General features: G+C 51.2%; 17 protein-coding genes. 7 read left to right on the top strand and 10 right to left on the bottom strand.

Annotated elements, in window-relative coordinates:
- Positions 1 to 41: 41 nt before the first annotated feature.
- From accB to GILYN3_RS14425, 3 genes are all read right to left on the bottom strand, one after another.
- On the bottom strand, positions 42 to 500 hold the full coding sequence (gene accB / locus GILYN3_RS14415) for an acetyl-CoA carboxylase biotin carboxyl carrier protein (RefSeq protein WP_049723649.1): 459 nt from the start codon (positions 498 to 500) through the stop codon (positions 42 to 44).
- A gap of 30 nt (positions 501 to 530) precedes the next feature.
- Positions 531 to 983, bottom strand: a complete 453-nt coding sequence (aroQ, locus tag GILYN3_RS14420) for a type II 3-dehydroquinate dehydratase (RefSeq protein ID WP_049723650.1) — start codon at positions 981 to 983, stop codon at positions 531 to 533.
- A 308-nt stretch (positions 984 to 1,291) separates the two neighbouring features.
- Complete coding sequence (locus tag GILYN3_RS14425; RefSeq protein ID WP_049723651.1) at positions 1,292 to 3,142, bottom strand: protein-disulfide reductase DsbD family protein; 1,851 nt, start codon at positions 3,140 to 3,142, stop codon at positions 1,292 to 1,294.
- A 216-nt stretch (positions 3,143 to 3,358) separates the two neighbouring features.
- Here GILYN3_RS14425 and GILYN3_RS14430 point away from each other — a divergent pair, with 216 nt between their 5' ends.
- The 4 genes from GILYN3_RS14430 (at position 3,359) to GILYN3_RS14445 (ending at position 8,102) form a co-directional block, all read left to right on the top strand.
- The gene (locus GILYN3_RS14430) at positions 3,359 to 4,066 is read left to right on the top strand and encodes a hypothetical protein (protein ID WP_049723652.1); all 708 of its coding nucleotides are present in this window, start codon (positions 3,359 to 3,361) and stop codon (positions 4,064 to 4,066) included.
- Between the two features lie 86 nt (positions 4,067 to 4,152).
- Positions 4,153 to 4,641 carry a copper chaperone PCu(A)C gene (locus tag GILYN3_RS14435; RefSeq protein WP_049723653.1) on the top strand — a complete coding sequence of 163 codons (489 nt, stop codon included), beginning with the start codon at positions 4,153 to 4,155 and terminating at the stop codon, positions 4,639 to 4,641.
- A gap of 32 nt (positions 4,642 to 4,673) precedes the next feature.
- On the top strand, positions 4,674 to 5,732 hold the full coding sequence (locus GILYN3_RS14440) for a DUF2333 family protein (protein WP_049723654.1): 1,059 nt from the start codon (positions 4,674 to 4,676) through the stop codon (positions 5,730 to 5,732).
- A gap of 18 nt (positions 5,733 to 5,750) precedes the next feature.
- Positions 5,751 to 8,102, top strand: a complete 2,352-nt coding sequence (locus GILYN3_RS14445; protein ID WP_049723655.1) for a DNA polymerase II — start codon at positions 5,751 to 5,753, stop codon at positions 8,100 to 8,102.
- A gap of 10 nt (positions 8,103 to 8,112) precedes the next feature.
- On the opposite strand, the gene GILYN3_RS14450 is transcribed toward GILYN3_RS14445, so the two are convergent.
- Complete coding sequence (locus tag GILYN3_RS14450) at positions 8,113 to 9,642, bottom strand: CAP domain-containing protein (RefSeq protein ID WP_049723656.1); 1,530 nt, start codon at positions 9,640 to 9,642, stop codon at positions 8,113 to 8,115.
- A 180-nt stretch (positions 9,643 to 9,822) separates the two neighbouring features.
- Here GILYN3_RS14450 and GILYN3_RS14455 point away from each other — a divergent pair, with 180 nt between their 5' ends.
- Positions 9,823 to 10,224, top strand: coding sequence for an SMI1/KNR4 family protein (locus GILYN3_RS14455; protein ID WP_049723657.1), 402 nt, complete (start codon positions 9,823 to 9,825; stop codon positions 10,222 to 10,224).
- Positions 10,225 to 10,313: 89 nt separating this feature from the next.
- On the opposite strand, the gene GILYN3_RS14460 is transcribed toward GILYN3_RS14455, so the two are convergent.
- The 6 genes from GILYN3_RS14460 to GILYN3_RS14485 all read right to left on the bottom strand — a co-directional run bounded on the left by GILYN3_RS14460 (position 10,314) and on the right by GILYN3_RS14485 (position 18,569).
- The gene (locus GILYN3_RS14460; protein ID WP_049723658.1) at positions 10,314 to 12,410 is read right to left on the bottom strand and encodes an FG-GAP repeat protein; all 2,097 of its coding nucleotides are present in this window, start codon (positions 12,408 to 12,410) and stop codon (positions 10,314 to 10,316) included.
- A 317-nt stretch (positions 12,411 to 12,727) separates the two neighbouring features.
- Complete coding sequence (locus tag GILYN3_RS14465) at positions 12,728 to 14,554, bottom strand: hypothetical protein (protein WP_049723659.1); 1,827 nt, start codon at positions 14,552 to 14,554, stop codon at positions 12,728 to 12,730.
- Positions 14,555 to 14,655: 101 nt separating this feature from the next.
- On the bottom strand, positions 14,656 to 15,216 hold the full coding sequence (locus tag GILYN3_RS14470) for a PA14 domain-containing protein (protein WP_049723660.1): 561 nt from the start codon (positions 15,214 to 15,216) through the stop codon (positions 14,656 to 14,658).
- Positions 15,216 to 16,709: a phospholipid carrier-dependent glycosyltransferase gene (locus GILYN3_RS14475; protein WP_049723661.1), complete on the bottom strand. Its 1,494-nt coding sequence runs from the start codon at positions 16,707 to 16,709 to the stop codon at positions 15,216 to 15,218. Before GILYN3_RS14475 ends, GILYN3_RS14470 begins: the two co-directional genes overlap by 1 nt.
- 170 nt (positions 16,710 to 16,879) lie before the next feature.
- Positions 16,880 to 18,064 carry a glycerol-3-phosphate dehydrogenase/oxidase gene (locus GILYN3_RS14480; protein WP_232305605.1) on the bottom strand — a complete coding sequence of 395 codons (1,185 nt, stop codon included), beginning with the start codon at positions 18,062 to 18,064 and terminating at the stop codon, positions 16,880 to 16,882.
- A gap of 178 nt (positions 18,065 to 18,242) precedes the next feature.
- Positions 18,243 to 18,569 carry a DUF1820 family protein gene (locus GILYN3_RS14485; RefSeq protein ID WP_198147364.1) on the bottom strand — a complete coding sequence of 109 codons (327 nt, stop codon included), beginning with the start codon at positions 18,567 to 18,569 and terminating at the stop codon, positions 18,243 to 18,245.
- A gap of 200 nt (positions 18,570 to 18,769) precedes the next feature.
- On the opposite strand from GILYN3_RS14485, the gene miaB reads away from it, so the two are divergent.
- Positions 18,770 to 20,128, top strand: coding sequence for a tRNA (N6-isopentenyl adenosine(37)-C2)-methylthiotransferase MiaB (gene miaB / locus GILYN3_RS14490; RefSeq protein WP_049723663.1), 1,359 nt, complete (start codon positions 18,770 to 18,772; stop codon positions 20,126 to 20,128).
- Positions 20,129 to 20,284: 156 nt separating this feature from the next.
- A complete protein-coding gene (locus GILYN3_RS14495) occupies positions 20,285 to 21,334 on the top strand; it encodes a PhoH family protein (RefSeq protein ID WP_084005465.1) in 1,050 nt (349 codons plus the stop codon).
- The last annotated feature ends 13 nt before the right edge of the window (positions 21,335 to 21,347 follow it).

The following is a 21,347-nucleotide window of genomic DNA, read 5'->3' on the forward strand; positions in this document are numbered from 1 at the left end:
TTTACAGCTGCGTCTCGCAGCTGTGTTTACCTGTCGTATACTTAAACGATGGTTACCAAGGGTTGGTCAAATTCGACGGGTTCGCCGTCATCCACAAGAATAGCTTCGATCACACCGGCTTTGTCGGCTTCGATTTGATTCATCATCTTCATGGCTTCGACGATACAAATAACGTCGCCGACTTTAACGTGTTGGCCTACTTCAGCAAACGCGGGTGAGCTGGGGCTAGGCGAGCGGTAAAATGTGCCTACCATGGGCGATTTCAGCAAGTGGCCAGAAGGGGTTTCGGGCTCGGCAGCGGCGGCGGGCGCTGCAGCCGGGGCTACGGGTGCTGGGGCAACAGGCGCGGGCGCAGGTGCGTACATTTGTTGCTGAGCAACCGCGGCGTGGGTAGAGTTGCGGCTAATGCGCACAGACTCTTCACCTTCTTTAATTTCCAGTTCGCCGATGTCAGATTCTTCTAGCAGCTCGATCAGTTTTTTAATTTTACGAATATCCATGTAGCCCTCTCTTAATGTACGGGATTCAATTTAAACAATAGCGTTACGAGAGTTATGAGCCAGCGCGGCAGATAGCGCTAACTCATAGCCCAGTGCGCCAAGGCCGCAAATTACGCCCTCGGCAATATCAGAAAAATACGAGCGGTGGCGAAACTCTTCACGTTTGTAAACGTTAGAGATATGCACCTCTATAAATGGAATGCCCACGGCTAATAGTGCGTCGCGCAAGGCGACACTGGTGTGGGTAAAAGCGGCGGGGTTGAAGATAATAAAATCGACCCCTTCTGAACGCGCCTCATGAATACGATCAATCAGTTCGTACTCCGCATTGCTTTGCAAGCTTAGCAGGTGATGGCCTTGCTGCTGACAGAGATCGCTTAAGCGGCAATTGATATCACTGAGTGTGTCGGCCCCGTAGACGCCCGGCTCACGAGTACCCAAAAGGTTTAAATTGGGGCCGTGTAACACCAGTATGCTCGCCATGGGAAATCCTTCACGGTCTGTGCGGTTGATTGACCGGAGTCGTTGCTCCAGTTGCGTATAAGGCGCGAGTTTGCCGCAAAAAAGCGGATGTGTCCATATTGTGTCGGTATTTTTCTCTAATTCCCGAAAAATGTCGACACGTTTGCCACCGTTAGTAGGTTTTTGTCTACAGCTAACTATAAGTTTGTAAGTGGTTGTGGCCGCTTTATGCAAGATGAGAGCATTTGGCGGCGGGTTGTGCACCACTTGACGTTAAGTTGCAGAAAGTCGCCTAAAATCTTCAAACGTGAGGTCAACAGTTATTAACGTTAGGTTTTGTCTGGGTAGGCACGCTTAAATTCGTCCAGCAAGTGTTTTTTGCGTAATAGTTGCGGCAAGATAACGGCGCGGTCTGTGTTGTTTGGTGCAAACCAAAGGTAGAGTGGTACGCCGCTGCGTTGATATTGCTGTAACAGTTCGGTAATTGCTGGATCACCATTGGTCCAATCGCCTTTTAGAGTGGCGATATTATAGGTTTTAAAGGCTTGCTCTATCTCGTTGGTGCTTAGTACGACTGCTTCATTGGTTAGGCAGGTTACGCACCAGTCGGCGGTTAAGTTGATAAATACGCCGCGACCATCGGCGCGCAACTGCGTCAGTGTTGCAGCGCTATAAGCTTGCCAGTGGTCGGTGTTGGTATTGCGGTTAGCATTAGATTTAACGACGCTAAAGGGCAGTGCCAAGGCTAGCACGACGGCGATCGTCGCCACAATGTTGATGGCAGTGCGCGCCACTGTACCCGCCGGTTTATGCTGGCGCAACCACAGGGCAAAACCAAACAGTAAAGCGCCAAGCAGCAATGTAACAATAGCATCGCTACCGGCTTGGTGGCCCAGCACCCATAGTAGCCATAACGCCGTGAGATAAATCGGAAACGCAAGCAGCTGCTTTAAAGTGTCCATCCAAGGTCCTGGCGCAGGCAGATGCCGAATTAGCGCAGGGATGTAGCACAGTAATAATAGCGGCAGTGCCATACCAAAACCTAAGGCAATAAAGACTAGCAGTGCTGTGGCGGCCGGCTGAGTCAGGGCGTAACCAAGAGCTACCCCCATGAACGGTGCGGTACAGGGGCTGGCGACCACGGCAGCTAATACCCCAGTAAAAAATGAGCCGGTTAAGCCGCGGCTTTGGGTTAATCGTTGGCCCGCCCCCATCAGGCTGCTGCCCAGGTCGACCAGCCCAGACAACACCAGCCCCATTAGCACAAACAAATAAATCAGCGCGGCGATGACCAGAGGCGATTGCAGTTGAAACCCCCAGCCGGCGGCTTCACCACTGGCACGAGCTATCAATAGCAGCGTGGCAAAGCCGATAAAGCTGACCAGAATGCCTAAAGTGTAAGCCCAGCCATGGTGGTGCGCGTGTTGCTCGCCAGTGTTAGTTAGACTTAATACTTTAATAGACAGTACTGGGAAAACGCAGGGCATAAGATTAAGAATAACGCCGCCAGCCAGGGCCAGAGCCAAGATCGCCCACAGCCCCATGGCGCTGTGGGCGCCACCGTTACTTGCTAAGGCGTTGGCGGGAGAGGTTGCGTTGCTTTTAAAGCTATCGACATCAATACGGTCGGCGCTGCTAGCGCTGGGGTTAATGCGTAAGTAGTCGTCGTAAGGTGGGTAGCATAAGCCTGCTGCGGCGCAGCCTTGCGATTGCACCTTTAGGTTAAATGGCGGTAAGTCTGCGCTCAAGGCAAGGGTAAGTGTTGCCGAGCTAAAGTGCAGCGCCATGTTTTTGTCAAAGTATTCGTCATATTGCTCGACGCTAGGTGAAAACTCGGGGGTTAGTACTGCGCCGTCGTCCGTGGTGAGTTCAAAGCGTTCTTGATATAGGTAGTAGCCGGGCTCAATATCCCAGTGCAAAATCAGCGCGCCATCGCGTACCCAAGCACTAAGCATGTAAGCTTCGGTGACGGGTAAAAACTCGGGCTCGGCACTAGCTTGCGGTCCAGCCAAAGACATACCCGCAGCGGGGTTGGCCGATTTGGGCGGCACCAATTCAATGGCATTGCTGCCGTAAGTAAGTGCCGAGAGAGATAGCATTAGTAGCAATAATAGCTGGCGGATGGTTGTTAAAAGTTGGCGGCGCTTTAGGGTGGTGATCATTACGTTGTAGATGCTCATATGGGTGGGTCAGCTAAGTTATTTGGCTATTCTCGCGCTGGTAGCGATGTTTTACAAACATCTTGAAGCCGGCCGTGGCAATAAACATCTGACCGCAGCTGTGCTGGCCAGTTCCGACGCGTTGCCGCCCGGGGGATGAGCCGCTACACTGCGCTTCGGTGTGATACAGTTTAGAGATGTAAATTTTTTAGGTGCGGCAGCGGAGATCCAACGGTAATGAAGTGTAGTAGTGGCTTGGCAGTAATGTGTGCCTTGTTGGTGATGGTAGGGTGCTCAACTACGACGCACAACCTGCCAAGACAACCGGATGAGCCGAAAGCGGTAACGCCCAAAATAAGCCCCGAGCAACAGCGTGCACGTATGATTGCGCGGTTGTTGTCGCGCGCTGAACGAGCATTGGCCCGAGATCGGTTATTGATGCCCGCTTATGACAATGCCTATGACCGCTATGCGAGTGTGCTACAGCTGGATAAGCACAACCAAGCCGCCGAGCTTGGTTTGCAAGCGATTGTGTTGCGCTATTTAGATATGGCTCGTGATGCGGCGCAGCGCAGCCGTTACCAAGAGGCGCACGGCTACCTTGATCGGGCGGCAACGGTGCTGCCCGATAACGCTGCAGTAGGCGCTATGATTGCCGAGCAGCGTAAACAAACCGTCGAGCCACAAACGCCCGTCGTGGCTGATAACGCTGTACTGCTTAATGCCGGCGCGCTACAGGCTCGCAGCGAAACCATCAAAGTTCAGTTGGCTGAATTAGCTCAGCGGGCGCGGAATAATGACGAGATGGTATTAATTGTCACCGGCACTGATGGTCAGGGACGCTGGGTGTATCAAACTATGCGTGAAGCGGTAAAAGGGTATTTGTTGCGCGGTGATATTAAGGTGGGCTCGCCTGCTCGGGTTGAGTTTTTATCGCCGCCATAGGGTTACGTTAATCGTCTAAGTTTTAATGAAATCGCTAAGTTTACAGTCAATTCTAATCATTGCGCGGCCACAACAGAGAGACTCAGATGTTACGAATTATGTCTTTTTTTGTCATTTTATGTGGCTTTTTAGCCATCCCTGCCCACGCTGGTGCAGCACCCGAAAAAGCATCAGCTACTGTCGTTACGGTATCGGTAACTGATGCAGTATTGCAGTTGCCGATACCCGGCACCCACAACAGCGCTGTTTTTTTACGGCTTACCAATACCGGTGCGGCGCCTTTAACCTTAGTGGGCGTTAGCACCAGTGCCGCGGCTAAAGCGCAACTACATTCACACACTAAAGTGGATGGCATGATGCGTATGCGGCCGCTCGAATCGCTCAGTATAGCGCCGGGTCAAACGTTGGTGTTTGAGTCCGGTGGCAACCACATTATGTTGCTTGATGTGCAGCGTACACTTACCAGTGGCGACATTGTGGCGCTCACTTTTGAGTTTGCCGATGGCGCCACACAAGAGGTGCAAGTTGCCGTAACTAGCCGTTACGATGACGTTGATCATTCGCACCATCATTGACATTTGGCATCGACCATAGAGGTTTATTGGGAATGGAAGGTTTTGCAAAAACGTGGAACAAAGTGACGCGCCGCGATGCGAGTGTTCAGTCGAATGACGAGTCTGACTCATCTCGCTGGGGCTGGTTTTTATTGCCGATAGTGCTGGTATTGTTGATTTTTTTAGCGCTGGGATGGTATTGGAGCTTAATGCAGCCTACCTTTAACGTCAGTGCTCGCACCGAGGCTAAGCTTGAACAAATGCAACGTCCGCCGGTAGTGGGGGCGGTGACAACCATCGCGTTAATGAGTGTCGCCGAAACGTTGCTTGATAAACCCGGTGGTTACTTGAGTAACGATGTCACGCCTCCTAGCTGGTGGCTAGATAATATGCCCAACTGGGAATACGGCGTATTGATTCAAGTGCGAGATATGAATAAAGCCATGCGCGAGGCATTTAGTCGTTCGCAATCGCAATCGTTAGAGGATCAAGATTTAGCCTTGGCGGAGTCGCGTTTTAACTTTAATAACGACAGCTGGATGTTTCCCGCAACTGAAAAACAATATCGTCAAGGTATCTCGCACTTGCAGGCCTACTTAGATCGATTGCTTGATCCGGCTAATAAAGACGCGCAGTTTTTTGCCCGCGCCGATAACCTTCGCTATTGGTTGTCAACGGTTGAAACACGGCTGGGGAATTTATCTCAACGCTTAAGCGCCAGTGTTGGTCAGCAGCGGTTAAATACCGACTTGGCCGGTGATAGTGCCGCCAGTGCTTCGACCCCGAAGCCGAGCGATGAATATGTTAAAACCCCGTGGTTAGAGATTGACGATGTGTATTATGAGGCGCGTGGTACATCTTGGGCATTAATTCATTTTTTACGAGCAGTAGAGCAAGATTTCTCTGATATTTTGGTTAAGAAAAATGCATTGGTTAGCTTGCGGCAAATTATTCGCGAATTAGAAGCGACGCAGAGCACGGTTTATAGTCCGATGATTTTAAATGGCAGTGGCTTTGGCATGCTGGCTAATCATTCGCTGGTTATGGCGTCGTATATTTCGCGCGCTAATGCCGCGATTATTAATCTTAGGGAATTGCTTGAACAAGGTTGATTTTGTGTTTGGCGCGCGATGCTTAACGCTTTTTTATTAACGCGCGGCTGGCGTGATACGCCTCAGGGACTAGAGCTAGAGTTTTATTGGGCGACTGACTCGGGTGCTGTGTGCACCCGCTTTAGCGAACAAGAAGCTGTGTTTTTTGTGGCCACCCGAAAGTCCTCGCAAGCGCAAGATATTTTGCGTCAACTAACCGGTTGGCGTCATCGAGATTTATCGCTTAAAACCCGTGAAGGTAAGCCGGTTACGGCGTTTTACTTTCGCACTATAGCTGGTGCTCGCGAAGCCGAAAAGCGTTTAACATCTCATGCCATTCCCTGCTGGGAAGCTGATGTTCGCCCCCCAGAGCGATTTTTAATGGAGCGCTTTATCACGGCCGGCGCTTGTATTGATACGACTCCCGGTAGCCGACGCTCGCTGTATAACCCTAAAATCATCCCCGCAGATTATCGCCCTAACTTGCGTCTTGCGTCGATTGATATCGAAACTACCATGGACGCCAAGACTCTTTACTCGATAGGAGTTTACTCCGCTCAAACGCGCTGCGTGTTTATGGTGGCCGAGCGGGCGCATAGTCAGCAGTTAGAAGACGGCACGACCCTCGTCGAATGCGCCGATGAAAAAGCCTGCCTGCAAGCTTTTATGGCTTGGCTGAAACGTGAAGATCCAGACGGTTTAATTGGCTGGAACTTGGTGCAATTTGATTTATGGGTGCTGTGCGATATTGCGGCGCGCTTAAAATTAGTGCTCGATTTAGGCCGTGGTGGTGCCCGAGCTTATTGGCGTCAAGAAAAAGGCGAGGGCGGCCGGCGTTTTGTGTCGATTCCTGGGCGAGTAGCTCTTGATGGCATCGAGCTGTTAAAGCAAGCGAACTATCAGTTTGATAGTTTTGCTCTTGATAATGTTGCCGCCAAACTTTTGGGCGAAGGCAAGTTGTTGCACGGCGCGGGCCGTGGTGAAGATATTACTCGGTTGTTTAAAGAGGATAAAGCCGCGCTTGCACGTTACAATTTAAAAGACTGTCAGTTGGTGTGGGATATTTTTGCACGCCAAGCATTACTGGAGTTTGCCGTAGAGCGCAGTCAGCTTACCGGTCTGTTACTTGATCGGATGGGCGGTTCGGTGGCGGCATTTGAGTATAGTTATTTGCCGCGCTTGCATCGCAATGGTTTTATTGCACCTAATTTAGGTGAGTTGAAATCGGATATTGTTAGTCCCGGTGGCTTTGTGATGGATTCTGACCCCGGCATTTACGATCATGTTTTGGTGTTAGATTTTAAAAGCCTGTACCCAAGTATTATCCGTACGTTTTATATCGACCCCTGTGCGTTTTGGTGTGCCGAACAGTCGACGACCAAGCGACGATTGGTGGATGGTTTTAACGGTGCATTGTTTGATCGTGATAAAGCGATTTTACCGGATATGATCGAGTCGCTGTGGCTTGCGCGCGACCGGGCTAAAGCCGATAACAATAAGCCGTTGTCATACGCCATAAAGATCATCATGAATTCTTTTTATGGTGTGTTAGGTTCTACTGGCTGCCGTTTTTTTGACCCAAGGGTGGCCAGCTCTATTACCTTGCGCGGCCATGACATTATTCAATCAAGCAAGCGCTGGATCGAGGAGCAGGGTTACAAAGTTATTTACGGTGATACCGATTCGGTGTTTGTGTGGCTTTGTGCCGATACTCCGGTAGCCGACGACAAGGTAACGGCAATTGGCCGGCATTTGGCGCAAGGTTTAAATATTTGGTGGCAAGAGAAATTAAAGCGCGAGTTTGATATAGCAAGTGCATTAGAGATCGAGTTTGAAATACATTATAAAAAGTTTTTGATGCCCACCGTACGCGGTTCCGATGAAGGCAGTAAAAAGCGTTACGCCGGTTTAGTGGGGCCAGCGGGGGCAGAGAAGTTAGTGTTTAAAGGTTTGGAGTCGGTGCGCACTGATTGGACGCGGTTGGCGCGCGATTTTCAGAACGAGTTGTATCGTCGTATCTTTGCCGACGAGCCGTATCAGGTTTATGTACAAGAGTGCGTGCAAGCATTAATGCTGGGCCAGTGTGATGATCAGTTGGTGTATAAGAAACGTTTGCGTCGACGCCTGGATGATTATCAAAAAAATATTCCGCCTCATGTGCAGGCGGCACGAAAACAAAAAGAGTGGGGGCTGGGCGAATTAAAACGCGGTGACTGGATTAGCTATGTTATTACAGTGCAGGGGCCCGAGCCTGTGTCGGGCCGCCGCAGTGAGTTAGATTACGAACATTACCGCACTCGGCAGCTGGCGCCAGTGGCCGATTCGATTTTATATTTTCTAGATGATTCGCTGGCGGCGATAACCGATCAGCAAATGTCGCTGTTCGGTTAATATTTGCGTCTCACCACTGATTGAGTTGGCCGGTCGAACCCGTGACGACGATATCGACTTTCTTATTGGCGCTGCCAACCGTGACCGTATTGGTTACCAAATCAAGCCCTGTGCCGAATGCGGCGACGACATAATTGCCGTTAGTGCGGGCAATACTATAGGCACCGGCGTTACTGGTAACCGCACTTGCGTTACCAGCGCTAACGGTGATGCCGCCAAGACCTTCGCCAGCGCTGTAACGGCCGTTGTTGTCGCTATCACGATACACTACCCCCGAGATAAAATAACCACTGCCATGGCGCGCAAAGTTTTGCGTGATCATCGAGCTGGGGTAGGTGCCAGAGTCAAACGTAAAATCGCCCTCACGTTGACCAATGCCAAGCTCTCGGAAGCTGGCGTTAAGAATATTTTTGCGATGATCGGCCGATTTAAACAATCCTTGGTGTTGGCTTACGGCGGCATTCACAAGGTTTGGTGCAGGGATCGAACCGGTTACCGAGATGTTTTCACCCGCAGTCCAGCTCCCCGTAAGACTATAACCGGCGGCGGATATTCGGTCTGTAAGGCTATTGCCTCCAGCCCCTGTGTGCGAGAACGTGTTGGTGTCGAGCATCCATTGGCTGTGGCTGCGGGCGGCATTCATCAGCAATTCATTAAAGGCCAGCGGTGGCCGTTGCTCGCCGGTTAGGGTTCCTGCGGGGAGGTCATCGTTGAGGTCTATATTAAAACGCGCGGCTTCAGCCGGGGGGTCAAATCGAGCGCGATTGACCAGCTCGACCATTAAGGTCTCAGCTACGCTGGCGCTAAGTGATGTAGCAGGTTGCGATGGGGTAGCTTGGACTTCGGTGCTGGCCTCGCTTTCATTGCCCGCTTGCATGGCAGCGATTACAAAATAGTAGGTTTTGCCGTTAGTCAGCCCGCTCACCGTAAAAGGCGGTGCTGGGGCGGTTTGCCAATCGCCATCGTCATAGGCGGCAATATTAAGTGGGTCGATATTGGGTTCTGATGCAAAAAACACTCGGTAGCTATCGGCGTCGGTTACGATTTGCCAGTCGAGCAGGACTTGTTGGTCGCCGCCCCCCGCCTTAATGTTGTTAGGAGCTGCGCCCCCACTACTTGAGCTAGACGTGGAGCTAGAGCTAGATGTGGAACTTGAGCTAGACGTGGAGCTTGAGGCAATGCTAGAGCTAGGAGTGGAACTCATACTAGAACTAGACTGACTGCTGTTAACCGCAGATGACGAGCTCACTAAGCTGCTGCTGGTCGATGAGCTGACAGATGCTGTGCTTGAGCTACTGCTTGCGACAGTGCTGGATACTGAGCTTGCTTGTGATGACGAGCTGCTACTGGCATTGGTAGGGCTGCTAACACTGCTTGTACTGCTGGCTGTATCTGGCAGGCTAGCTTGGCTGCTCACTTGATTACTGCTTTCTGCGCTGCTTTGGGTGTTGCCGCCTGAGCTGCCTCCACCTGCGTCATCAGCGGCTCCACCACAGGCAGTTAGTAGGCCGAGCAGCAAAATACAGATAATAAGTTTCATAGGGCACTCCTGACGTGCTTTATGCTAAGTAGATTATGATTAGTGTAATACTTTAAGGCGCGATAAACGTGTTGTTAGTTCTTAAATATAGTATGTCATTTTGCACTTGTCGGGTGAGAGTAACGGCGGTAGCATTGACCGCTTGCCGATTCGTAAAAAAGCCATAGCAAAGAGATAACAATGGAAGAAGTTTTAGACGAGTTGCGAGAGAAAAACATCCCCGTGCCGGTACCGCTTGAGCTGCCGGATGAAGACAGTTTGGTGGTCGTCGAGGAGGAGCTGCTGCTGTCGTTGCCGCGGGATCTGCGCGATTACCTGCTGCATGGCAGCGATGTGGTCTACGGCTCTTTGGAGCCGGTAACCGCTGCCGATCCGTACTCTCATAGCTATTTGCCGGAGGTGGCCGCAGTTGCTTGGTCTTGCGGTATGCCACGACATTTGGTGCCATTGTGTGAGGTAAATGGACATTATTACTGTGTAGACCCTGAAGGCGAGGTGCAGTTTTGGCGCGATGGCGAGATTGGTGATGAGACTTGGCAGTCGGTGTGGCATTGGGTGCGAGATGTGTGGCTAGAAAGTTAATTATTCGCCGCGCTCTAAGTTACTTGCTGCAGAGACAGCCATAAAAAAACCGAGCCTAAGCTCGGTTTTTTTATGGGCGGTTATTTTAACTAGTAAATGCGTACTGCGCCGGCAGCGTTAGCGCTGTTATCGCTAGGATCTGCTTCTGTGCCCGTGCCTGCGCCAGATTCGCGATGAGCGCCAGCGGCCAATCGAGAGCCGTCATGAGACAGTGCGAGGGAGCGTCCCAAACGGTCTTGCGGGTCACTCTCGGGTGCTTTGACGTAACTTAGCTGTGCCCACTCGCCGGCGGCGTCTTGATTAAATAGGTACACGGCACCGCTGTTGAGCATATTGTTATTGCTGCCATCGCCGTTTATGCCAAGACTTGCACTGTCTTCGAGGTAGGCGCCTACGGCGAGGTAGCGACCATCACCCGATAGCCGAACGGTGCTGCCAAAGGCATCACTGGGGTCGGGGTTAGAGGCTTTGATATAGGTGGTTTGGGTCCATCCATCGGCCAGGTTGTCAAAAATGTAAGCCGCTCCCGAGTTAAAGTAAGACACCATGTCGCTAGAGTAGTTTGGATCTGCCTCGGTGTAGTCGGCCGGGTCGCCATTGATGCCCGTGGCGCGGCTGCCGTCGCCCGGTGCGCCTACGGCTAGGCGCTTGCCGTCGGCCGATAAGCTAACGCTTGTGCCAAACAGAAGCTGACTATAGTCAGTGGTATAGCTTGAAATATTAAAAATGCGCACCGAATAGTCGGGCTTGATGTAGGCTGATTGTGACCAAGTGGTGGCGCTGCGGGTAAACAAAAAGACCGCGCCGGAGTCGCCTTTCCGACGGACGTCATCAGTCGAAGGAATCTCTTGGTTGACACCGTTGCCGGCTTGATCTTCGGTGCTGGCGCCAACGGCTAAAGTATTGCCGTTATAATCGAGAGCCACTGAGAAGCCAAATTGATCTGCGGCCGCTGGAGTTTCGGCTTTAATGTAAGCTTGTTGTGCCCAATTAGCATCGCCTTTAGTAAACACATACACCGCGCCAGATGAGCCAGATGCGGTAAGATCATCAATGCTCTCATCACCATTAATACCGCCAGCGCTGCTGTCTTCACCTATAGCGCCTACGGCAAGAGTGTTGCCATCACCCGATAAGGTGAGGCTAAAGCCAAAGCGATCGCCGGCAGTAGTGGTAGTGCTGCTGGATGAGCTCGAACTGCTCGAGCTGGAAGAAGAACTGCTGCTAGAGAGCGCCTCTTGCTCTGGGGTATTGGAGGCCTTCACATAATCTGTGGGGGTCCAGTTGCCATTTGTGCGTTCAAATAAGTACACCGCACCGGCGTCAAGAGCACTATTGTCGGCCCCATCACCATTAATGCCGGTAGCGTTACTGTCCTCGCGCAGAGAGCTTACGGCGAGGGTATTGCCGTCGGCCGATAGTGATACTGCATAGCCAAAACGATCTTGGCCGCGTACTAGGGTGTTGCCGCTGTCATCTTCGTACGGCGCTTCGGTATTGGATGCCTTGAGGTAAGCTTGTTGTTGCCAGTTGCCATTGGTTTGGGCAAAGACATAGACGGCTCCTGCGGCAAAAGTGTTGTTGTCGGTTTGATCGCCATTTGCCCCTTGGGCTTGTGAATCTTCTTGGGGCGAACCCACAGCCAGTGTACTGCCGTCATCCGATAAGTCGACACTCCAGCCAAACCAGTCATTGGTTTCGGTATTGGACGCCTTAAGATAGCCGATGCTGCTCAGCATGGCGTTTACTGCGGTTGCTTCATTAGAGCTACTGCAATTGTCGGCGTCGCTGCAGGCCTCGACCATGTAGCGTGCCTCGGGCCAGCGAGCTAAATGAGCACTGATAGAGTCAGATGCCTCGGGGCTGGTTAGATTGTCGCCCACCTGAGTAAAGCCACTGGCGCCGTCGGGGTCTTTATAAAGACGGTAAAAGCTGGCATCGGCTACTGCGTCCCAGTAAATACGTAAAGTACCGGCACCGGCACCTTCTATATTGATATCTGGCCATACGCCAATAACGCTACTGGAGCTGCTGCTAGAACTGCTGCTGGAGCTACTACTGGAGCTGCTAGAGCTGGCAGATTGGTTGTCATCGTCGTCGCTACCACAGCCTACCAAGACCAAAGCGCCCAGTAGACAAGGTAATAGGCTAAGTTTTTTAACCGCGTGTAGAAGCTCGTAACTCATTCAATAGTCCTGAAGTTTATCGTGTGCGGGGATTCTGTCCGGCCCTGACAGATGTGTCAATGTAAAGGCGGGATTAAACGTTGTAGTAATAAGGCCGCTAGTATCCCATAAAAGCGAGCTTATGACCGCTCTGTTGTTGGTCGGTTCCGGAGGGCTCGTGATCTGCTCGCTGAGATAACCTGTAGGGTAATTCTTCGGTTTCGTTTTTGGTGGTGCTAACACCGCTTTGTGGGCGGAATTGTTACCGGTTGAGGATGTCGGGAGGGGCTGCCAGAGCCCTAGAGGGCTCTGGGTTAATACTCGATAAACTATTGGTTTTAATATAAATAAACCGCACCACTGTCGGTGACGCTGTTGTTACTGCTGTCGCCGTTTACTCCGGTTCCGTTGCCGTCTTCCCCCGATGCCGTAATGGCGAGCGTTTGACCGTCTCGCGCCAGCGCTAAGGTTCGGCCAAAAGTATCGTTGGCCGCGGCATTGTGGGCTTTAATGTAATTGCCTAGTTGCCAGCTGTTGCCATTGAACTGATAAAGGTAAGCTGCGCCGGCGCTGGGGGCTTGATTGTTGTCCCAGTCGGTACCAATAGCTCGTGCATCTGAGTCGTCTCGAGGGGCTCCGGCCACTAAAATATTGCCATCGCCAGATAAAGCCACTTGCCAGCCAAATAGATTGTCCTCGTCGTTTTTCTCGGCTTTTATATATTGCTGTTGTTGCCACTGACCATCAAAAGTAAATAGGTAAGCCGCTCCCGAGTCGGTCTCGCCGGTAATTGTCGCATCGGCGGCCAGCCCCTCGCCGGCACCATCTTCGTAAGGTGCGCCAACAGCCAGTCGCGTACCGTCGGTGGAGAGAGAAAGGCTTAAACCAAATTCATCACTGATGCCGGGTGTGGCAGCCTTGATGTAGTCGTTGTGGGCCCAACCTGCCTCGGTGTAACGCAAGATATACACAGCGCCAGAGCTGCGGGCTTTAAAATCTGTCTCGTCACCATTGATGCCGCCATCGCTTGAGTTGTCGCCGGGCGAGCCGACCGCTAGCATATTGCCATCGTCGGCAAATGCTAATGCGTAACCAAAGCGTGCGGGGGTCGCCGAAAAGCACTCGATGCCTGGTGGGCGCGGATCAAAGCAGCCCGATTCGGGCCAAGATGGAGTGCTAGGTTTGATATAGGCTTGTTGGCTCCAGTTGCTGCCGTTACGCTGATAGGTATAAACGGCACCGGCCAGTTCAATGCTGTTGTCAGCTTGATCACCATTTACCCCTGATGCATTGCTGTCTTCGTAAGGTGCGCTGGCTGCAAGGCGCGAGCCATCGGCTGATAGTGCAACACGAACGCCCAAATAGTCTTGTTGTTCGGCATTGGAAGCTTTGATCAGTGCTTGCTGCTGCCAGTTGCTGTTCGTGTTGCTATAAACATAAACAGCACCAGCATCGGAGACTGAGTTGTCGGCAGCCGAGGAGTCTGCAGCACTGTCTTCATAGGGCGCACCAATAGCTAAAGTTAAGCCGTCATCGGAGAGCGCGAGTGAGTAGCCGAATAGATCTCCTTCGCCCAAATCGGGAGCGGGATTGTTCAGCGTTTGGCTTAGTTGCCAGCCTGTATCGCTTGCTTGATAAATAAAAACAGCGCCACTGTTAGTGCCGGCGTCCTCGGCAATATCAAAACGTGGGGAGCCCACCGCCAGTGTCTTACCGTCGGCGGATGTTGCCATGGCAAAACCAAAGGTGGCGTTTTGTTGTGCGGAGCCGGCTTTCAAGTAGCCGATGGCATCGGTCACCTGATCGTCTAAGTAAATGTCGGTACTGGCGGTACAACCGTTGTTATTACAGGCTTCTACAACCAAGCGCCCATCAATCCAGTTGGTGAGATGAGCCGCCAATGGCGCAGTAAATTCTGTGGTTTGTAGCTGGCCGCTGATGTCGGTAAAGCCAGCGCTGCCGCTAGGGTCTTGCAATACGCGATAATAATCGGCACGGCTGGCGTTGTTCCAGCTTAGGCTTAGCGTTTGAGGGGTTACATTTGCACTGGCCGTGGGGGCAGCGGGAGCTTGATCATTGTTGTCACTGCCGCCGCAGCCTGCCGCGAGTAATGCACCGCTTATGCTTAGGCAAAGGCTTGTGCGGGCAAAAAGTTGATTGGACATGAGTTCACTCCGAGGGTTTTGGGTTGCTTTGCGATGATCTTAAAGTAACCAGAGTGACGCTCTTAAGCCAGTTGTAATTTGTTAAAAACATTAACACGGCGCTATTGCTGTGGCGCCTGATAGGTAATGCCCTTAATCTGCTCGCCCCAAAACTTCAATTTGCTCTCCCCGTCTGGAGCCGCTTTAAGCGTCAGCCCAGCATTGCCATAGCCTTGAAAGTAACGCAGGGTTAATTGGTGTCGGCCATCTGTCAGTCGGCGCATACAGGTATTGTGTTGAAATGGGCGGTCGCGTTTGTATTCGCAGATTATTTTGCCATCAATTTCTAACTGAAAACCGTCGTCGCTGCCGACTTCAAAGCGATAGCGAGACGTTTTAGCGACCTCAAATTGGCTGTTAATGTCGGCGTAGAAGTATTCACTCCAACCTAGCACGCCTAGGACTGGATGTTTAAACCGATTACCGGCATTAAGCTCGACCCGATCGATTAGTCGCGTTCGGGTGTCGGAGATTTTTCGGGGCTGATCAATCTGATCAATTTTGTCTGCACTTTTGCTGAGTGTGAGAGCCAGTATCGGCTCGACCGATGGCGGAATTAACTTATTGACAGTAAGTATGATCAGCGCCATCAGAATGCAGGAGAAAATCGTATTTTTTAGCATTAGCGCACCACCTGCAATTTCCAGTAATCAAACCAGTCTCGTATTTCAAACTGCGCCTCGGTTAATTCCCAGCTATAGGTGAAAGGCGCGAAGACATAAAAAACACCAATAGTAAATGCCACTAACACGCCTAAATTGATGTAGGTGTGGCGGCTGGATGCCAGTAGTTGCTCGCGAAAAATATAACTAAACACCAGGGCAAGGTTAATGATGCCGAACACCAGTGGCACCAAATAGTGATACATGTACATGACCCGCTCAATTTGTAAAATGGCGACCATGTAGCTGACATACAGACTGGTAAATCCGCAAATCCAGTAAAACAAAGCGGTGTCTTTGACGGGGTTGTTGTAAATAAAACGGCTGATGATTAACCCGATAGATAAAATGATACCGGCCAGTACGCCAAACCATACTACGGGGTTAGCCACTAAGTTGTGGTAGCGTACATAGGTTGTGTCATCGACCGTGCGCTTAGACCAACGGTAATTAATGGTTTTGGACGCTAGTGGCCAACCGATGGCGGCGCTGCCGTTCTCGCCAGCTTTGCACACATCTAAACGCGGCACGCCATCGGCATAATTAGACATATATTTTAGGTTGTCTTGCAGAGCTACGAAAAAAGTACTGGGTGCCCAGCTGCGGCCGTCTTTAATGAGTTGTTGGTATTCACTGCTAGCACTGTAATTTTTGTGAGGTGATATTGTTTGCCCAAGACCAATATGGATATAAAACACGGCCAAAAAACTAACTCCAAGTGGTACAACACCCGAGGGTACTGTTGTGGCTAAACGCTTAAGCAGCGCGGCAATATTAAAGGTTTTAATCGCTTGCCACTGATCGACACCGTAAACCAAAACAAACAGCAACAGTAATACCAGTGCATTGATTTTAACGGCGACAGCAAGGCCGATTAATGTGCCCAATAATGCGTACTGAGTAAGTGTTATGCGCGGTTTGGTGGTGACAATGCGGACAGTGTAATAAATGGCCGCCAAAATAAAAAATAATTGAATTCCCTCAAGCATGGCCGAGCGAGCGTGAATCACCAAGGCGTTGTCAAAAATCAAAAAGCAGCAAAAAGCTAACGCAATATGAGGGTTTTTGCTGGTGCGCCTAATAATGCCAAACATAAACAGCACCGATAGCGCCATCAGCACGGTGGAGGGCAGGCGGAAACCATAATAACTGATGCCGCCGTCAGGCATGTCGTTATCGCGGACATAATCGGTGTGGGTGAATTTTGATTTGTCTTTATCGGCGTTTGCCCCCAATAACTGTTCGCTGGCGGCCATAAGCAATTTGCCCAGCGGTGGGTGCGGTTCCATATACATCACCCCGTCGATATACTTTTCGGCTGATGCGATATGGTAATTCTCATCCCAAAAGAGAGCGTTGGGTTGGCCGTAGCCGGTAACGTAAACAGCGGCCGATACGACCAGCAGCAACAATAAATAAATATGGGTAAGGTGGTGTTTTAGGAGTGAGCGCATAACAGAAGCTTGAACCGTTGTTGGATATTCTGTGTTATCGGACATTTATTTTTATGCGATTAAAGGCCATACGCTTGGTTATGGCCGAGCTGCATTGGACGATAATCATACCGCAATGTGCGAGATCTGTCTGGGCACCAAGGCGCAAATTGCAACTGACGCTGCTAGCGTCAGTTTGCGGGGGTAAGTGTTAGCGTGCGGGTGTCTGCCTGCGGCTTGCGCTCCGGCAATTGTGGCATCATGCGCCGCAGTGCCTGCTCGGCGGTGGCACGGTAGGTGGTCAGTTTGCCGCCCATTAAGGTTAATACGCGGTTATGTTGATTTGGGCCAAGTTCCATAATGGATTCTCGGCTGCGGCCAAAGGCATTTCCGCTGGCGCTAGGCAGCACCCGTAAGCCGGCAAAGCTATCGGCGCTGCTGGGCAAAACATGCAGTTCGGGAAAGTAATGTTTAAGTACGTTTAATAAGTAGTGCGCCTCGTGGGGATGGCAGTGTGCCTCGTTTGGATCTCCTGTGTGAGGTGTCTCGGTCGTGCCCAGTAGCAACTTGCCTTGCCAGGGTAGGGCAAATACGGCGCGGCCATCACTGGGTGACTCTAGGTAGTAGTGGTGCTGTAATACTGGCGGCAATAATAAGTGCGCCCCTTGGATTAGCTCTACCTCGGGTAGTGTGGGGGTGGGGGTTATCAGGCGGTTTAGATCACTCGCCCAGGGGCCAGCGCAGTTAACTAACATGGCCACCCGCGCTTGTTGTTCGCGGCCGTTAAGCCGATAGCGTAGGTCGCAGTAGTCGGGGGCGGTTTCGGCGCCGATAAAAGTGGCCGGCATGGCAAGCTCAGCACCTAATTGTGTGGCCGATTGCACCACTGCAGCGGTTAGCGCGCGGTCATCGGTTTGTGCTTCTTGGTAGCGAAACACTGTTTTCAGGTGGTCGGTTCTAATACCGTCAAGCTCTGGCCATTGGCTTTTGGTTAGGCGAGAGAAGCGTGTACTGGCATCAAAGCCGCTCAGTAGCCGGTACAGACTTAGGCCCGCGGTAATCATAAGCGGCGAGCGCTGTGAATCTTGATACACAGGAATGTGCAGAGGTGCGAGTTTGACCAGCTCTGGCGCTAACTTTAACAGTAAGGCGCGCTCGTGTAGCGATTCTCGCACTAGCGAGAACTGCGCACTTTCGAGGTAGCGTAAACCGCCATGAATTAATTTACTGGAGCTGCGTGAGGTGGCGCAGGCAATCGCCGTCTGCTCGAGCAGCAAAACTTTATAGCCCGCCGCTGCTGCCGCTTGCGCCACACCCGCGCCACTGATGCCGGCACCTATAATGGCAATGTCGTAATTCATGGGGCTTGTTTGCACGGCTGTCTCCACAGTTGTTATGTCAATAGAAGAGACTAAGGCAAAGGCGCCGGCGAGTAAATCACCGGCGGGTAAAACCTGAATTTAGCTATGAGATGAGCATTAAAACAGCGCTGGGCTGGGTAAAAACACCCACTATTTAACGATGTCCTTGCAATTTAAACGGTGTTGCTTAGCGTTAATCGCCGCTGGGAATCATGCCGCCGTAAGGAAAGGGGGTTACGTTCGCGCCTTTTGATTCGTGCACCTTGGCTTCGCCTTCTTTTTCGACCTCGTCGATACGAATGATGGCGTGCATAGGAATATATGAGCGCTTAACACCCGAAAACTCGCTTTTGAGCTTTTCTTCGCCAGGGTCTACCAGCAGTTGGCTACGCTCGCCAAAAACAAGCTCTTCTATTTCGATAAAGCCGTACATCTCGCTTTGATAAATAGCGCGGGCGAAGATTTCGTACACCTGTTCTTGATTGTGAAAGATGACCTTATAAATGGGTTTGCCGATCATAGTGCCTCGATGATATACCTAAACTGGGTGCTGGCAGCTGTCACCAGTCACCAGGGGGCGCGAAGAATAGCATATTCTGACTAAATGCCAACAAATTTGCACAAAAAGTAGCCTATCGTTGCCGCGTAGCCCTGTGATTTAACTGGTGAGATGGCTATAATGCGCAGCCAATTTTATCGTCCCGCAAAGGTCTTCAGCGAATGTCAGCAACCGAGACACCGGTTAAAAAGCTTTACATCAAAACCCACGGCTGTCAGATGAACGAATACGATTCATCGCGCATGCGTGATCTTTTGGGTGAGTCGCACCAAATGGTGGCGACCGAAAACCCCGAGGAGGCTGATGTGCTGCTGATCAACACCTGCTCGATTCGCGAGAAAGCGGCCGATAAGTTGTTTCATCAGCTGGGTCGCTGGAAAAAACTAAAAGAGAAAAACCCCGATATGATCATCGGTGTGGGCGGATGTGTTGCAAGCCAAGAAGGTGAAACTATCGCCGAGCGCGCGCCCTTTGTCGACTTGATTTTTGGCCCACAAACCCTGCATCGCTTGCCTGAAATGATGGAGCGGCCCCGTGAGAATGGCGCGGTAGTCGTGGACATTAGCTTTCCTGAGATCGAGAAATTTGACAACTTGCCCAAACCCGACGCCGATGGCGTGAGTGCGTTTGTCTCGATTATGGAAGGCTGCTCTAAATACTGCACCTTTTGTGTGGTGCCCTACACCCGAGGCGAAGAAGTGAGCCGGCCGGTGGCCGATGTCATGGCCGAGATTGTCCATTTGGCCGAACAGGGAGTGCGAGAGGTTAATTTGTTAGGGCAAAATGTGAATGCCTACCGCGGTGAGTCCGATGGTGGCATTGTCGATTTGGCCGAGTTGATTACCTACGTTGCGGCTGTGGATGGGATTGATCGCATTCGTTTTACCACCTCGCATCCGGTGGAGTTTAGCGATGCCTTGATAGATGTCTATGCCGAAGTGCCAGAGCTGGTAAGCCATTTACACCTGCCGGTACAAAGTGGTTCGGATCGTATCTTAATGGCCATGAAACGCGGCCATACAGCTCTCGAGTACAAATCTAAAATGCGCCGGATTCGTGCGCTGCGGCCTAATATTAGTTTTTCATCTGACTTTATTATCGGTTTTCCTGGCGAGACGGAGGCTGACTTTGAAAAAACCATGCAGCTGATTGCTGATATTGGCTTTGACTCTTCATTTAGCTTTATCTACAGCGCCCGCCCCGGTACGCCGGCGGCCGATTTGAGCGATGACACCCCGATGGAGTTAAAAAAACAGCGCTTAAAAATACTGCAAGATCGTATTACCCAGCAGGCGCAACAAATTAGCCGGCAAATGGTGGGTAACACCGAGCGAGTATTGGTGAGTGGTTACAGCAAAAAAGATCCCGGCCAATTATCTGGGCGTACCGAAAATAACCGAGTCGTTAACTTTAGGGCCGATAACCCGGCACTGATTGGCAAGTTTGCCGATATTCTCATAGAGGTCGCTCTGCCCAATTCGCTGCGAGGTACTTTAGTTGGCTCTGAGCTGGACGATTAAGCCCTAGCGATTTGATTGGTGTGTGCATGGGGTATAACCGGCAGTTTTTTAACGGAGCTTATTAATAAGCAAATGGCCGGTTACTTACCTTCCCCCAGCGACGTTAATGGTTTACGCTTTGTTTAACAATTGCCAAAAAAGAGTGCTGATACATCCTTGAATAAACATGTCACCCCCGAGCCCTCGCCGATTACCTGCGAGGTGACTTTGGAACCTAACGATAACCGCCGTCTCGCCAGCTTGTGTGGTCAGTTTGACCGACACTTGCGTCAGATCGAAAATCGCCTAAATATTGAAATTCGCAACCGAGGTAATCGCTTTGCGTTGGTGGGCGATCGCGCTATCACTAATGCTGCGGCTACGGTATTGCGCCAGTTGTATGACGATACCGGTAGTGGCGAGCTAACCCCCGATGAAATCCACCTCGCTTTGCAAAGTGCAGGTATAGAGGAGCTTATGCAGCAACAGAGTGTATCTGAGACACCTAATAGCGAAATGGATGACGGCCAGCCAGTTCCCGCCGGTACAGTACTGATTCGCACTAAAAAAGCGACCATTAAACCTCGCGGCCTTAATCAGCAGCGCTACGTGCGTGCAGTGCAAACGCACGATATTAACTTTGGTGTTGGGCCCGCTGGTACCGGTAAAACGTATTTGGCCGTAGCCTGCGCAGTAGAGTCGTTGTTGCGTGATGATGTCGAGCGTATTTTGTTGGTACGCCCTGCGGTCGAGGCGGGTGAAAAGCTCGGCTTCTTGCCCGGTGATTTAGCGCAAAAAGTCGATCCGTATCTACGGCCTCTGTATGATGCATTGTTTGAAATGCTTGGCTTTGAGACCGTGGGTAAATTATTGGAGCGTGGCGTTATCGAGGTGGCGCCACTTGCCTATATGCGCGGTCGCACCTTAAATAACTCGTATGTGATATTGGATGAAAGCCAAAACACCACTTGCGAGCAAATGAAGATGTTTCTGACCCGACTCGGTTTTGGTTCTACGGCCGTAATTACCGGTGACCCGTCGCAGGTTGATTTACCGCGTGGACAAAAGTCGGGATTAAAGCATGTGCTTGGCGTGCTAGATGGCGTCGAAGGTATTAGCTTTACCCACTTCGAGGCAAAAGATGTCGTGCGTCATCCACTTGTGCAGCGTATTGTATTGGCTTATGAGGCGCATGAGCAGGCTAACCCGACGGGCGATGAACGCTAATATTATGAGCTCT

Origin of the sequence: Gilvimarinus polysaccharolyticus (genome assembly GCF_001187555.1) — a bacterium.
Lineage (GTDB): Bacteria > Pseudomonadota > Gammaproteobacteria > Pseudomonadales > Cellvibrionaceae > Gilvimarinus > Gilvimarinus polysaccharolyticus.